General features: G+C 63.3%; 10 protein-coding genes and 1 pseudogene. 6 read left to right on the top strand and 5 right to left on the bottom strand.

What is annotated here, in order from left to right; all coding sequences use genetic code 11:
- Window positions 1–118 precede the first annotated feature (118 nt).
- The 3 genes from RCAS_RS12200 to RCAS_RS12190 all read left to right on the top strand — a co-directional run bounded on the left by RCAS_RS12200 (window position 119) and on the right by RCAS_RS12190 (window position 2,645).
- Window positions 119–730: a flavin reductase family protein gene (locus tag RCAS_RS12200; RefSeq protein ID WP_012120872.1), complete on the top strand. Its 612-nt coding sequence runs from the start codon at window positions 119–121 to the stop codon at window positions 728–730.
- 83 nt (window positions 731–813) lie between these two features.
- Entirely contained in the window at window positions 814–1,584 is a 771-nt protein-coding gene (locus RCAS_RS12195) for a ParA family protein (protein WP_012120871.1), read from the top strand.
- A 2-nt stretch (window positions 1,585–1,586) separates the two neighbouring features.
- A complete protein-coding gene (locus RCAS_RS12190; protein WP_012120870.1) occupies window positions 1,587–2,645 on the top strand; it encodes an alpha/beta fold hydrolase in 1,059 nt (352 codons plus the stop codon).
- A gap of 102 nt (window positions 2,646–2,747) precedes the next feature.
- On the opposite strand, the gene RCAS_RS12185 is transcribed toward RCAS_RS12190, so the two are convergent.
- The 4 genes and pseudogenes from RCAS_RS12185 to RCAS_RS26510 form a co-directional block, all read right to left on the bottom strand.
- Complete coding sequence (locus RCAS_RS12185) at window positions 2,748–3,164, bottom strand: c-type cytochrome (protein ID WP_012120869.1); 417 nt, start codon at window positions 3,162–3,164, stop codon at window positions 2,748–2,750.
- Window positions 3,165–3,168: 4 nt separating this feature from the next.
- Window positions 3,169–5,355, bottom strand: coding sequence for a serine carboxypeptidase (locus tag RCAS_RS12180; RefSeq protein WP_012120868.1), 2,187 nt, complete (start codon window positions 5,353–5,355; stop codon window positions 3,169–3,171).
- Window positions 5,356–5,751: 396 nt separating this feature from the next.
- Window positions 5,752–6,018, bottom strand: a complete 267-nt coding sequence (locus RCAS_RS26225) for a GNAT family N-acetyltransferase (RefSeq protein WP_332249657.1) — start codon at window positions 6,016–6,018, stop codon at window positions 5,752–5,754.
- Between the two features lie 116 nt (window positions 6,019–6,134).
- Window positions 6,135–6,218, bottom strand: a pseudogene (locus tag RCAS_RS26510) (hypothetical protein); the annotation flags it as partial.
- Between the two features lie 337 nt (window positions 6,219–6,555).
- Here RCAS_RS26510 and RCAS_RS12170 point away from each other — a divergent pair.
- From RCAS_RS12170 to RCAS_RS12160, 3 genes are all read left to right on the top strand, one after another.
- Window positions 6,556–7,542, top strand: a complete 987-nt coding sequence (locus tag RCAS_RS12170) for a PAS domain-containing protein (RefSeq protein WP_041330697.1) — start codon at window positions 6,556–6,558, stop codon at window positions 7,540–7,542.
- Window positions 7,543–7,609: 67 nt separating this feature from the next.
- Window positions 7,610–8,845 carry a serine hydrolase domain-containing protein gene (locus RCAS_RS12165; protein ID WP_012120866.1) on the top strand — a complete coding sequence of 412 codons (1,236 nt, stop codon included), beginning with the start codon at window positions 7,610–7,612 and terminating at the stop codon, window positions 8,843–8,845.
- Window positions 8,846–8,866: 21 nt separating this feature from the next.
- Window positions 8,867–9,988: an ABC transporter permease gene (locus RCAS_RS12160; RefSeq protein ID WP_232280004.1), complete on the top strand. Its 1,122-nt coding sequence runs from the start codon at window positions 8,867–8,869 to the stop codon at window positions 9,986–9,988.
- Between the two features lie 2,033 nt (window positions 9,989–12,021).
- Here RCAS_RS12160 and RCAS_RS12155 read toward each other — a convergent pair.
- Window positions 12,022–13,380, bottom strand: a complete 1,359-nt coding sequence (locus RCAS_RS12155) for a GNAT family N-acetyltransferase (RefSeq protein ID WP_012120864.1) — start codon at window positions 13,378–13,380, stop codon at window positions 12,022–12,024.
- Window positions 13,381–14,164: the final 784 nt, after the last annotated feature.

Raw genomic sequence — 14,164 nt, 5'->3', positions numbered from 1 at the left:
GAGATTGTAGCACAGCTAGGGGCAGGTCTCAGACCTGCTCTTCCATAACAGACATGGCAGTATAATGAGCCGAGTGATCGGTTGTGTGTGACGCATGCTCATTGTGACAGGAACGCATATGGATGTTGTCTCCTTTGTTCCCGAAGCCATGCCCCCGCGCGACGCCTATCGCCTGCTGATCAGCAGCGTCGTGCCGCGACCAATCGGCTGGGCATCGACCATCGGCGCCGACGGGTCGATCAATCTGGCGCCGTTTTCGTTCTTCAATGCCGTCGGTGGACCGATACCGTTTGTTATGATCTCGGTCAGCCGGCGCGCCGGTGCGACCAAGGATACGCTGCGCAACGTGACTGAAACCGGCGAAATGGTGCTGAACATCGTCAGTGAAGAACTGGCGCCGCAGATGAATATCACGTCGGGCGATTGGGCGTATGGCGAGAACGAGTTCGAGCGCGCCGGCCTTGCGCCGGCGCCATCGGTCGATGTGCGACCGCCGCGCGTTGCAGCGGCGCCGGTGGCGATGGAAGTGCGAGTCACCCAGATCGTGCCGGTCGAGGGCAGCAGTTACACCATGATTATCGGGCGTGTCGTGCGCTTCCATATTCGCTGCGACCTGCTGCGACCCGATGGCACGGTCGATCCGCTGCGGCTGAACCCGATAGCGCGGCTGAGTGGCGATGAATATGCCCGTCTCGGCGAGGTCTTCACCCTGCCGCGACCGGGAGTGTAACGCAGCGTGCCATGGGCGTGTTACAATAGTCCTGAAGCGCGTCGTGCCGCACTGGAACCTCCCCGCTCAAGGCGACATAACCTATGGGATTGATCATCGCGCTGGCAATGCAGAAGGGCGGAGTCGGGAAAACGACCACCGCGCTGAGTCTGGGGGTGGCGCTCGCTGCACGCGAGAGGCGGGTGCTGTTGATCGATATCGATCCACAGGCGAATCTGACGCAGGGGCTTGGCGTCGATCCATCGCAGCTGGAGTACAGCGTCTACGAGGTGCTGCTCAACCCGGAGCGCGGCAGCGTGTTTGCAACGATAACGACCGATGATGGCGTCGATCTGATCCCATCATCGCTGCTGCTGGCAGGCGCGGAACTCGAACTGGCCGGGCGCGTCGGGCGCGAATTGCTGCTGCGCAAAGCGTTGCGCACCACGCGCGACGCTTACGATTACATTCTGATCGATCCGCCCCCCTCGCTTGGTCTGTTTTCGCTCAATGCGCTCGCTGCTGCGCAGCATGTGCTCGTGCCGCTGCAACTGCACGCCTATGCGCTCAAAGCGATGCCGCAACTGGAACAGACCATCGATCTGGTGCGCGAGATCAACCCGGATCTTGCCATCGGTGGTGTGCTCTGCACGCTTGCCGACCGCCGCACCAACCTGAGCCACGAGATCGAGCGGCAGGTGCGCGAGCGGTATGGTGCGCTTGTGTTTCAGACGGTCATTCCGATCAATGTCAAACTTGCCGAAGCGCCGAACGCCGGCATGCCGATCCACCGGTATGCACCCGGCAGCGTTGGTGCGCAGGCGTACAACGCGCTGGCTGACGAACTTGAGTTGCGATTGCATCATCAGAGGTGAAGATGAGCGCCGAGCATCCCTCCGATAAGCAGCTGCCCATCCGCCGGGGGCAGGGACTGCGCCTGTCAGTCACATCACACGATGCCGATATTCCAACGCCTGAAGCAAGCGACGAAACGTTGCGCCGGGGGCAGGGGCTGCGTCTTTCGACTCACGACTCGCCCGCTGCTCCTTCCACGCTGCTGCGTGAACTGATCGGCGCACCGCAGGTTGTCGAACTGTCGCACGGTCCGCTGGCATACCGCGCTGCCGGGCATGGTCCGCCGCTCATCCTGCTCCACGGCTGGGCGGCGTCATCGCGCTACTGGCTGATTACTCTGGCGGCATTGTCCGCCGATTTTCGCGTCTATGCGCTCGACCTTCCGGGTTTTGGCGATTCGCCGGCATTGCCCGAGCCGGGAACCGTGGCGCGGCAGGCGCAGACGGTCCTTGAGTTTGCCGATGCGCTCGGGCTGGCGACGTTCGACATCAACGGTCATTCATACGGCGGGGCCGTAGCAGTCGCGCTGGCGGCTGCTCAACCACAACGGGTCAGGCGCCTGGTGATCACTGCGCTGGGGGTGATTGGGGACGAATTCGAGCGACTGATCTTCGCCACTGCCCGCGCGCCGCTTGACCTGACGTTGCGCCTGGGGTATCCCTGGCTCAACCTGATTGCACCGTGGGTTGAACTCTGGCGACCATTTGCAACGGCGCTCTTGTGCATTCCGCCGCTGCCGCAGATGATTGCGGCGCGCTTCATCGAGAACGGACTGCGCGAGAAGTGGATGCTCCAGGAAGGGATCGTCGATCTGACGAAGATGGACCTGCGGGCGCATCTGATGGCCATGGCAAGCGTCGGCGATCCGCAGGTGTTCGATGCATTCCGTGCTGCGCCGCAGCCGACGCTGCTGATTGGCGGTGTTGGCGATAAAATTATGCCACCGGAGGCGCTCCGGGCAGCAGCACAGACCATGCGCCAGGCGCGCCTGGCATTCATCGAGCAGTGTGGCCACATTCCGATGATCGAACAGCCGGAGGCGTACCATGCCGCACTGCGGTCGTTCCTGGTCGAAGGGTGACGGTCACGCGAGGCGGCGCCGGATACTGGCGCATTGCCCACGCCCATGGCGGCAGTCGCACCAGCGGCGCGCGGGCCGCATGTGACCGTCACCACATGGGGGTTAGCGCGTCAGCGTGCGCAGATAGGCGATTAAATCAGCCATCTGCTGGTCACTCAGGGCGCGTCCGGGCATGATGCCGATCTGTCCCTGGTTGGTCGCGCGAATGAAGGCGGCGACGTTCTCTTCAGTGCGCGGCGCGCCGTTGGGCAGCAAACCGCCATAGTTCACCCCCGGCGGATAGACCGGTCCTTCCGGTTGCAGCACGCCTGCCATCCCCGTTCCAACCCGAAATTCGGTGGTCGTCGTATGGCAGGCGCTGCACCCGGCGCGCTCGAAGACAATCTGCCCGCGCGTTGCATCACCGGCAATCGGTCCGCTCGCGGGCGCGGCGGGAGGTCTGCCGAGCGTATTCGCCGCCAGCAGCAGCGCGCCGAGCACCAGGGCAACTCCGATGGTCATCCGAATCAATGGTTGCATACTGTTATGGCATCCGCGCCTGACGTCGTAGCGCAATCAGGCTCAACGCCACCGCGCCGACGCCTGCCCATCCCCAGGCTGCGGAATGTTTGCCGCGCCGCGCCGCGCGCACCCCTTTCGCCATCTCCGGGATTGACTTCAAGCGCTCTTTCGCTTCTGCCTTGCGCCGGGCGAACAGGTCGGGATCGGCGCGCAGTTCCTCCGCCAGTCTGCGTTTGTGCATGATCTGCTCTTCGGTGATATACTCCTCGAAAGAACGCAGCGGCGCCAGCCGGTACCCGTGCTTGCGGAAGAGACGGTAGATCTCCTTGACCCGCTCAGGCGAGATGTTGCGCCCCAGCGTGTAATCCTCAAAACGCCCTTCCATCGCCAGCAGCGACGTTTCCGCCAGACAGGCATAGACCGTCCTGGGCGGAAGCCCAATATCATACCCGATCTCAACATCGCCGGGGATCAGCACCTCGCCGCTTTCGATCACCAGCACATCGGGGCGGAGCGCCGCTTCCGCCGGGTTGATGTCCGGCGGGCGCGCTACATCACAGATGATCGCGCCCGGCTTGCACTCGGTCACATCCAGCACCCGCTGTCCAAAGGCAGAGGTAGCCGTGATGATCAGATCACACTCACCCGCCAGACTGTTCGCATGGGTCGAGATGACGACCCGCGAGCCTGGCGTTTCGCGCTCGATCAGGCGCTTCAAGTCGATCAACTTCTCCGGTTCAATCGAGACCAGCACGACATCCTTTGTCGCCTGCGCCGCCAGCCGCGCACAGGCAGACCCTATCGAGCCGGTCGCGCCGATGACCATGATTCGACCACGGCTCAAGTCCTTATAGCCCATCATGCGCGCGGCAATCTTGGCGGTCTCCAGGGTTGCGGCGACGGTCAGGCTGTTGCCGCTGGTGATGGCGATGTCCGCTTCATTGGCAACCGTTATCCCGGCATCGCCGACGACGCTCGTAAAGGCGCCCAGTCCCATGATGCGCGCGCCAAGCCGTTCGGCGAGGTGCGCCGCCTGGTTGAGCAGATTGTAGGTGAAGCGCGGGCTATGCTTCATCATCTGGCGCGGCGTTGCGCCAAGCGAAATCAGGTATCCCTCGATGCGCTGCCCGGTCGTTGGCGAGCGTCCGCCGGTAATTTTGCCGACATAGATCGGCGGGACGTAGGCGGCAGCGGCTTCGACAATCGTATCGGGAATGTAGCGCGTCCAGTAGAATGGCGGGTAATCGTGAATGAATCGGACGCTCAGCGGGTGGATCACAAACGCAAACTTGTTGACGCCAGCCGCTTCCGGTTGCAGCGTCACGACTGCCGGCGCCCAATCCAGGTTCGCCAGGAGATCGAGGTAGGTGTCCTCGGTCAGCGGCGCCCGTGGATCGGGGCGCAGCGCCGCCAGCAGCGCCTCGATGGTTGTGGCTGAGTGACGCGCCACCTCGCCTTTGCCGCTGAGCGACGGCATAAGCGTTATCAACGTCTCGACCCCGCGCGCGCGCAGATCGGCAATATCCTCGTCGCTTGCGGCTTCGACGATGACCATCTTACGATCCAGTCGTTCAGGCGCAAACCGGCGGATAGCGGCGATGTTCCCTGCCAGAATATCCGCCCAGACAAAACTGCCCGGATGGTGCGGTGCGCCGACGAGTCCGGCAAGCGTCTCGAACGACGCCTCCTTGAGTGCTTCGAGCGTCGGCGCTGCCGCCTGATCGAGAGTCTGCGCACTCCCCACGCCCGGCGCGTCGGGCAGACCAAAGAAGATCTGCGGATCGGCAAAGCGCAGTGCTGGCGTTCGCCGCCCCAGCGCCTGCGCCAATCCTTCATGGTTGACGCCGGGAACGAACAGCACCCGCTTCTGGTTGAAGATCAGCGGATGGGCGCGCTCGGCAAGGATGATGCCCCAGCGTTCGAGTTCCGGGCGCACGCCGCTACCGTCGACGACCGGCGTCACCCGCGCCACGGCGGGCAAATCGGCGCCGATGACGTGCTGCACCTGTGCGGCGCCCAGGCGCAGAATGGCAGGCATGCCATCCAATCCAATCGCATCGACCGCACCGTCGTATTCGGCGATCAGGGCGCGGGCGCGCGCGATGTCACCGCCGCAGCCAATGCGGCGCACCTCGACATCCTGGTTCAGGAAGGTGACCGGCGAGACCATATCGCCTTCACCGGGGTGAATGATGAGGACTCGTTTCATACGTTCCGCCTCCTCGCAGCGCCATACCGGCGGCGCCAACGGTCGCACGTGCTGTCAGGGTAGCACGGCGGCGCATTGTGGCGCGGAAACAAACGGCGACTCCAGGTTTACAACCGGCTACTGTTTGGTGAGAGGCGAGAGGCGAGAGGGGTGAGGCGAGAGGGGTGAGGGGTGAGGTGGCTTAACGCATTCCTTAAAACAACATAATATCTCTTATGTTGTTTTAGGTGCGCGCCATTCACGCGCCAGGATCGCGTAACCGTACTCATCATGCCAGTGCGCGCCATCCTAGATCGTTTCCCGGTAATGTGCCGCGCGCCGCATGCCCAGTTTCTCCATGACCCGCACCGACGCCGCATGACGCGCATCGCAGGTGTCGGCGATACGGTGCAATCCTCATGTCTCGAAGCCGTACTCGAACAGCGCGCGCATTGCTTCGGTCGCATAGCCGCGCCCCCAGTAGCGCCGGTTGAACAGATAGAGAAACGTGGCGTGGCACGGTTCGTCGTTGAGCAGCGCCTGCGTGCAACCGCCAATGACCCGCTCCTCGGCGCGCAGCACCACTGCCAGGTCGTACCCATGACGCGGATGGCTGCGCGCCAGCGCCATGCAGCGCGCCAGATGCTCCGGCACGTCTTCGATGCTGGCGGGACCAAACGGCAGATACCGCTAGAGAAACGTGGCGTGGCACGGTTCGTCGTTGAGCAGCGCCTGCGTGCCAGATGCTCCGGCACGTCTTCGATGCTGGCGGGACCAAACGGCAGATACCGCACGACCTCCGGGTCAGAGCGGCAGGCATACACATCGGGCCAGTCCTCGGCGGTGAATTCGCGGAGTAACAAGCGTTCTATCGTCAGCCGCATGGTTATGTCAAATTGAACGATCGAATTCAGTATACCATATATCATACTGCCTGACATAGGCCGCGGCCGCGCGACGGCGGGACCTTGCATGCGCCTCCGCGTGAACGCTCGCGCTTGGCGAACAAAGCCCCGCCGCAGCGGGGCTGGCGCCGGGGGTGCGAAAGCTTTTGGGTATTTCGCATATGAGCACTTCGTGTATTCCGCCCGACGGTTTACCATCGGGCAGGAATGGATCCATCGATGCAATCACCGTTCCCATGCTGCCACGCCTCCGTCACAGCCATGGTACAATGCGACTATGCGCCCGTGGACTCCACTCAGAGCAAGGAGGCTTGAGATGGACATTGCTGACCTGAGTCAACTCTCGAGCGCCGATGCGCTCGAACTGGTTTCCCGTCTCCATCAAACCAATGAACAACTCCAGGGCAGCGCCGTCACCCTCTCGCGTCTCTCGGTCGCCTTGCAGGAGTCGCTGGGTCCGACGCCCGCCGGCGCAATCGGCGCGTTGCAGGCCATCGGGCAGTTCTTGACGGTGCAGCACTCTTACGAGGAACTGGCGACGCTGGTGCATCAACAGAGCGTTGAGGTCTTCGGGATGGACGGCGGATCGCTCTTCCTGCTCGACGAGAGCGATGTCCTGACGCCGATTGCTCCGTCCGACGCTGCATTGCCCAATCCATCGGCGCTTGAGCATATCGCCGAACTTGCGCGGCGCGCGCTCGATGCTAAGGCGATGATCAGCGCGCCTGGCGCAAGCGGCGCCTACCCGGCATGCATTGTGCTGCCGCTTTCGCGGATGGGGCAGGATGTCGGCGTGGCGGCGCTGTACCGCACTGCGCCGGAGGAACCGGCGCTTTCGGCCGATATGTGGGCGAACCTGACGATCTACGCCGGTGCGCTGGGTGCGATCTGCGCCGGAATGCGCCAGGCGGAAGCGCTGCGACGTAACGCGCGCCTGCTCGAAAGCCTGCTTGCCGAACGCGCCCGTCAGGTGCAGAACAGCCGCGACATTCTGCGCGTGGTGTTCGATCACCTGCCGGAAGGGGTGCTGCTGCTCGACCATGATGATGTAGTGCTCGCCGTCAATCGGTTTTTCGCCGATCGCATCGCCGGCGTGCATCCGCGCGAACTGGTCGGGCGTTCGTATGCCGATCTGCGCCAGCGCCTCCATCTGCGCGGCATGCAGCGCGTCGCCCAGGACGACGAGGGGCGCGCCGAGGTGACGCTCCCCGATGCCGGAGGGCGCCTGCATACCTTCGAGGTCGAGCGCACCGCCATGCAAACCGACGATGGCGCCACACTGGAGTTCTGGCGCGAACGGTGAGCAGGAGGGGTCTAACCTTTTCCAGCGATAAACTCCGTTTTCATTGATTATCAGGAGAAGACCATCCATGAGCGATGTGACGGCAACTCCCGAAAGCGTCGGCCTCAGTTCAGAACGGCTAGAGCGCATTCGCCCGGCGATGCAGCGTTGGATCGACCGCGGAACGATTGCAGGCGCAAGCATGATGCTGGCGCGGCGCGGCAAGATTGTTTATGCGGAACAGGTTGGGCGCATGAGCAAAGAGTCCGATGAGGCGCTGCGCAGCGATGCCGTCTTCCGCATCTACTCGATGACCAAGCCGATTGTCTGTACCGCCCTGATGACCCTCTACGAAGAGGGGCGGTTTCAGTTAATCACACCGCTGGCAACGTTCATTCCGGCATTTGCGAACATCAAAGTGCTGCAACAGGACAAAGAGGTTGCGCCGCAGCGCCCGATCACCATCGGCGACTTGATGACCCACCTCGGCGGGTTCACCTACGACTTTCTGATCGACTCGCCAGTTGGCGAGTTGTACCGCCAGCACGCCCTCATGCACGACGCCAACCGGACGCTGGAGCAGCTCGTGGCCGAACTGGCCCGCCTGCCGCTGGCGTTCCATCCGGGATCGAAGTGGCACTACAGCGTTTCAATCGACGTTGCAGCCCATGTCATCGAGATCATTGCCAACCAACCGTTGCGTCAGTTCCTGCGCGAACGGATCTTCGACCCGCTCGGAATGGTCGATACCGATTTCGGCGTCCCGCCGGAGAAGCGCCACCGCCTGGCGGCTATGTACGGCGTTGGCGATCTGGGGGCGCGCGGCATGACGGTGTTGCAAATGTTCTTGAACTGGCAGCAGGGGATTCTCGAGCGGATCGATCCACAGGAAAGCTACCCCGTGGATCGACCGGAGACCTTCGCGCGCGGCGGGCATGGGTTGTTCTCAACCACACAGGATTATATGCGCTTCGCGCTCATGCTGGCGAACGGCGGCGAACTCGACGGGGTGCGCATTCTGGGACGCAAGACGCTGGAACTCATGCATGCCAACCATATTCCGGCTGCGCTGCTTCCCTGGGAAATCGCCGGATTGACCTACCCCGGCTACGGGTTTGGGCTGGGATCGCGCGTGCTGATGGATGTCGGGCTGTCGGGTATGCCGGGAACAGTCGGTGAATTCGGGTGGGCCGGCGCGGCAACGACCTACTACTGGGTCGATCCGGCGGAGTCGTTCGTTGGCGTCTTCATGACGCAGTACCAGGGGATCGATGAGCCGCAGCGGGATTTTCGCGTCCTGGCGTACCAGGCGATGGTGGAGTAGCGTCCCTCTGGCATGAGCCGCATGCTGCCGATCATTCGCAAGGAGTTCATCCATATTCTGCGGGACCGGCGCGCGTTGATGATCGCCTTTCTGACGCCGGTGATCCAGATGATCATTCTGGGCTACGCCGCCACGACCGATGTGCGCAATGTGCCGCTGGCGATCTTCGACCAGGATCGCTCACACCAGAGTCGCGCGCTAATCACCGCCTTCGTGCAATCTGGTCAGTTTACGGCTCATGCTTATGTCAAATCAGAACAAGAACTGGCGGCGCTGATCGACAGCGGGCAGGCGCGCGCCGGGCTGGTCGTGCCGCCGGAGTACGGGCGCGCGGTCACTGCCGGGCGGAACGCCGATATCCTGTTCATCCTCGACGGCTCCGACCCGTCGGTGGCATCGAGCGCGTTGGCGTCGGCACGGCTGATCGGTGCATCGCTGGCGACCGGCGTGCGCGAAGAGATGCTGGCGCGACGCGGCGCCACGCTGGCGACTATGCCGGGAGCGCCGCAGGTGCGGGAGCGCGTCTGGTACAATCCCGACATGGACAGCGCCGTGTTCATGGTGCCGGGGTTGATCGGGCTGGTGCTCCAATTTCAAGCGACGCTCCTGACCGCCTCAGCAGTCGTGCGCGAACGCGAGCGCGGCACGATTGAACAGTTGATCGTTACCCCGATTCGCCCGTATGAGTTGATGGTGGGCAAAATCCTGCCCTACGCTGTCGTCGAACTGCTCGTTGTCGGCGAGGTGTTGCTGGTGGGGACGCTATGGTTCGGCGTCCCCATTCGCGGCAGCCTGCTCCTGCTGGTGGCTATTGCGTGCCTGTTCCTGGTTTCGACGCTGGCGCTCGGCTTGCTGATTTCGACAATTGCACGGACGCAGTTCGAGGCGTTTCAGTTGTCGTTCCTCACCCTGCTGCCTTCGGTATTCATCTCCGGCTTCATCTATCCGATCGACGCGATGCCTGCCGCGCTGCAACTGATCAGCAAGGTCATTCCGTTGACCTACTTTCTCGTCGTTGTGCGCGGCATCATCATCAAAGGGGTCGGCATTGAGGCGCTGCTGCCGCAGATCATGGCATTGACTGCGTTCGGCGTCGCGCTGCTGACCATCGCCTCACTGCGGTTCAGGAAGCGGTTGGATTGAAACCGAGGGATCGGGCTGCCATCGTAAGCCGGGTCGTGCGCAACCCGCTTAGATTCCTCGCTGCGCTCGAAGCATGTCGTGCGCAACCCGCTTAGATTCCTCGCTGCGCTCGAAGCATGTCGTGCGCAACCCGCTTAGATTCCTCGCTGCGCTCGGAATGACAAGTCGCTGCGCTCGGAATGACCCGCATGCGGCTGCGTCAAGCGTAAGCGAGGGGTCTGGCGCGACTCGCTTAGATTCCTCGCTGCGCTCGGACAAGCATGTCGTGCGCAACCCGCGCAGATTCCTCGCTGCGCTCGGAATGACAAGTCGCGGCGCTCGGAATGACCCGCATGCGGCTGCGTCAAGCGTAAGCGAGGGGTCTGGCGCGACCCGCTGAGATTCCTCGCTACGCTCGGAATGACAAGCATGCGGCTGCGTCAAGCGTAAGCGAGGGGTCTGGCGCGACTCGCTTAGATTCCTCGCTGCGCTCGGAATGACAAGCATGCGGCTGCGTCAAGCGTAAGCCGGGTCGTGCGCAACCCGCTTAGATTCCTCGCTGCGCTCGGAATGACAAGTCGCTGCGCTCGGAATGACAAGCATGCGGCTGCGTCAAGCGTAAGCGAGGGGTCTGGCGCGACCCGCGCAGATTCCGCGCTGCGCTCGGAATGACCAGCATGCGGCTGCGTCAAGCGTAAGCGAGGGGTCTGGCGCGACCTCAACCATCTGGTTGGATCGTGAGAGATCGGAGAGCGTTGTCACCCCGAGCAAAGCGAGGGGTCTGGCGCGACCCGCTGAGATTCCTCGCTGCGCTCGGAATGACCAGCATGCGGCTGCGTCAAGCGTAAGCCGGGGCGTGCGCGACCCGCTGAGATTCCTCGCTACGCTCGGAATGACAAGTCGCTGCGCTCGGAATGACAAGTCGCTGCGCTCGGAATGACCAGCATGCGGCTGCGTCAAGCGTAAGCGAGGGGTCTGGCGCGACCTCAACCATCTGGTTGGATCGTGAGAGATCGGAGAGCGTTGTCACCCCGAGCAAAGCGAGGGGTCTGGCGCGACCCGCTGAGATTCCTCGCTACGCTCGGAATGACAAGCATGCGGCTGTGTCAATCGTAAGCCGGGTCTGGCGCAACCCGCTGAGATTCCTCGCTACGCTCGGAATGACAAGTCGCTGCGCTCGGAATGACAAGTCGCTGCGCTCGGAATGACCAGCATGCGGCTGCGTCAAGCGTAAGCGAGGGGTCTGGTGCGACCTCAACCATCTGGTTGGATCGTGAGAGATCGGAGAGCGTTGTCACCCCGAGCAAAGCGAGGGGTCTGGCGCGACCCGCTGAGATTCCTCGCTGCGCTCGGAATGACAAGTCGCTGCGCTCGGAATGACCAGCATGCGGCTGCGTCAAGCGTAAGCGAGGGGTCTGGCGCGACCCGCTGAGATTCCTCGCTGCGCTCGGAATGACAAGTCGCTGCGCTCGGAATGACCAGCATGCGGCTGCGTCAAGCGTAAGCCGGGGCGTGCGCGACCCGCTTAGATTCCTCGCTGCGCTCGGAATGACAAGTCGCTGCGCTCGGAATGACCAGCATGCGGCTGCGTCAAGCGTAAGCGAGGGGTCTGGCGCGACCTCAACCATCTGGTTGGATCGTGAGAGATCGGAGAGCGTTGTCACCCCGAGCAAAGCGAGGGGTCTGGCGCGACCCGCTGAGATTCCTCGCTACGCTCGGAATGACAAGCATGCGGCTGTGTCAAGCGTAAGCCGGGGCGTGCGCGACCCGCTGAGATTCCTCGCTACGCTCGGAATGACCAGCATGCGGCTGCGTCAAGCGTAAGCGAGGGGTCTGGCGCGACCTCAACCATCTGGTTGGATCGTGAGAGATCGGAGAGCGTTGTCACCCCGAGCAAAGCGAGGGGTCTGGCGCGACCCGCTGAGATTCCTCGCTACGCTCGGAATGACAAGCATGCGGCTGTGTCAAGCGTAAGCCGGGGCGTGCGCGACCCGCTGAGATTCCTCGCTACGCTCGGAATGACAAGCATGCGGCTGCGTCAAGCGTCATTGGTATTAGTCCAGCGGCAACACCCACGACTGTTGTTTAGGAAAAAGACTATTCAGCAGCATCGCCGGTTCGTCGTCTGCCCATACATCATCGTGCCAGGCGCGCAACTCCTCCAGGCTGCGCCGCCCGAAAAGCAATTGCAGGAAGACGAGCGGCGGGAAGCATGCGCTCGTTTCATCGCCGTAGATCGGCGCCTGCCACGGCTCGATGAACGCGATCCGCCCCTCCTCAAAGACCATCCGCAGCCCGCCTTTGAAGAAGTCGATCTTCAGTTCGCCGGTGTACCCCGCCAGGAACGATCCTGCCAGGCGGCGTTCGAGCACTGCGCGAATGTGACGCAGGAAGAGGGGCACATTCGGGACGCGCACGTACCAGCCGTATGGCGGTTCACTCCTGGCGATCAGGTCGCGTCCAAGCGCATCATACACCGGATGGGATGCGCCAAGGACAAAGACCAGCTGGCGCGGCTCGCCGGGTTTTGGAGGGATAACCGGGATTGATGGCGCCATTGCGCGCAGCGCGCGTAGCACCGGCGGCATCACGGCGGTCAGCGGCGCCCCCGGCTCGACCATCATTCCCAGAATTCGCACTTTTTCGGGACTCCAGCGCACCCGCCCGGTGAGCACATACCCGATAGTCTGCCCATCGGGGCGAATGATCATGTGGGTATTCCACCCTTCACCCGCTTCCGCCGTTTGCCCGGTTAGCGTCCAGCGCCAGTGGTCGTGGTCGAACGACGCCGACACCAGGATCGGCAGTCCGCCGGCGAGACGGGAGCGTTCTCGTTCGTAGAGCATCCGAATCTGCGGCAGATCGTCGAGGGTGGCATCGCGCACCATGAACGGCTCCGCCTGGCCTTCTTTCGCCTCGGGAATCGCAGCCAGCATGACTGCGCGCGATCCGCCGAGATCGACGGCGAACTCATAGCCGAATTGACGGTAGAAATACGGGATGCCGGTGATGCACTGCGCCAGATCGCCCTGTTCGGCGCTGCGCGCGTGCATCAGGTCGAACGTCGCCCGCACCAGACCGCGATTGCGGTACTCTTCATGCGCCGCGACCGGCTCGGCGCGGCTGAGGGTGAACGGAATACCGGCATACTCCCAACGCTGCCGCATCACTGCCGTTGCCGCAACGACCATGCCGCTCCGTGTATCCTCGACCAGCGCTACGTCGTTCGGACCGATCAAGGGGTGCTGTCCGCTCATCTGATGATGAACATAGGCGATCATCCGCTCGTTCGGCGGATCGTCGGCAGTGCGGCGGAATACGTGACCAAACAAGGTGGCAATGCGTTCCTGATCCGCCGCCGTGGACCAGCGCGCGATCAGTCCGTTGCCGAGATCTTTGATCGTTGTAGCCATGGAGTCTCCTTATTCTCTTTTGGGCGCCCACAGGGGGGCGCCCCGACACCTGCCTGGCGCCAATTTCCTGTGCACATCCGGCATAGTCACCCCGAGCAGAGCGAGGGGTCTGGCGCGACCCGCTTCGATTCCTCGCTGCGCGCGGAATGACACGTCGCTGCGCGCGGAATGACCCGCATGCGGCATCGTCAAGCGTCATTGGCATCACCCCGCGCCTCGCGCCTCGTCCCTCGCGCCTCGTCCCTCGCGCCTCGTCCCTCGCGCCTCGCCCCTCGCGCCTCGCCCCTCGCCCCTCGCGCCTCGTCCCTCGCGCCTCGCGCCCCTCGCCCCTCGCCCCTCTCATACCACTTACCTGTGACCATCCGGTGAGGGGGCGTGCGCGACCCGCTCAGATTCCTCGCTGCGCTCGGAATGACCAGTCGCTGCGCGCGGAATGACCAGTCGCTGCGCGCGGAATGACACGTCGCTGCGCGCGGAATGACCCGCATGCGGCATCGTCAAGCGTCATTGGCATCACCCCGCGCCTCGCGCCTCGTCCCTCGCGCCTCGCCCCTCGCGCCTCGTCCCTCGCGCCTCGCCCCTCGCGCCTCTCATACCACTTACCTGTGACCATCCGGTGAGGGGGCGTGCGCGACCCGCTCAGATTCCTCGCTGCGCTCGGAATGACCAGTCGCTGCGCGCGGAATGACCCGTCGCGGCGCGCGGAATGACCCGTCGCGGCGCGCGGAATGACCCGCATGCGGCATCGTCAAGCGTCATTGGTATGGGTCCTGTCTGTGCGAGC

This window comes from Roseiflexus castenholzii DSM 13941 (assembly GCF_000017805.1).
Classification (GTDB): domain Bacteria; phylum Chloroflexota; class Chloroflexia; order Chloroflexales; family Roseiflexaceae; genus Roseiflexus; species Roseiflexus castenholzii.
This window is presented reverse-complemented; position numbering and strand designations above follow the sequence as displayed.

Excerpts from the sequence above, each read along its gene's own strand:
- RCAS_RS12155 (WP_012120864.1), bottom strand. The coding sequence starts at position 13,380 with ATGGCTACAACGATCAAAGATCTCGGCAACGGACTGATCGCGCGCTGG.
- RCAS_RS12170 (WP_041330697.1), top strand. The coding sequence starts at position 6,556 with ATGGACATTGCTGACCTGAGTCAACTCTCGAGCGCCGATGCGCTCGAA.
- RCAS_RS12200 (WP_012120872.1), top strand. The coding sequence starts at position 119 with ATGGATGTTGTCTCCTTTGTTCCCGAAGCCATGCCCCCGCGCGACGCC.
- RCAS_RS12195 (WP_012120871.1), top strand. The coding sequence starts at position 814 with ATGGGATTGATCATCGCGCTGGCAATGCAGAAGGGCGGAGTCGGGAAA.
- RCAS_RS12180 (WP_012120868.1), bottom strand. The coding sequence starts at position 5,355 with ATGAAACGAGTCCTCATCATTCACCCCGGTGAAGGCGATATGGTCTCG.
- RCAS_RS12190 (WP_012120870.1), top strand. The coding sequence starts at position 1,587 with ATGAGCGCCGAGCATCCCTCCGATAAGCAGCTGCCCATCCGCCGGGGG.
- RCAS_RS12160 (WP_232280004.1), top strand. The coding sequence starts at position 8,867 with ATGCTGCCGATCATTCGCAAGGAGTTCATCCATATTCTGCGGGACCGG.
- RCAS_RS12165 (WP_012120866.1), top strand. The coding sequence starts at position 7,610 with ATGAGCGATGTGACGGCAACTCCCGAAAGCGTCGGCCTCAGTTCAGAA.
- RCAS_RS12185 (WP_012120869.1), bottom strand. The coding sequence starts at position 3,164 with ATGCAACCATTGATTCGGATGACCATCGGAGTTGCCCTGGTGCTCGGC.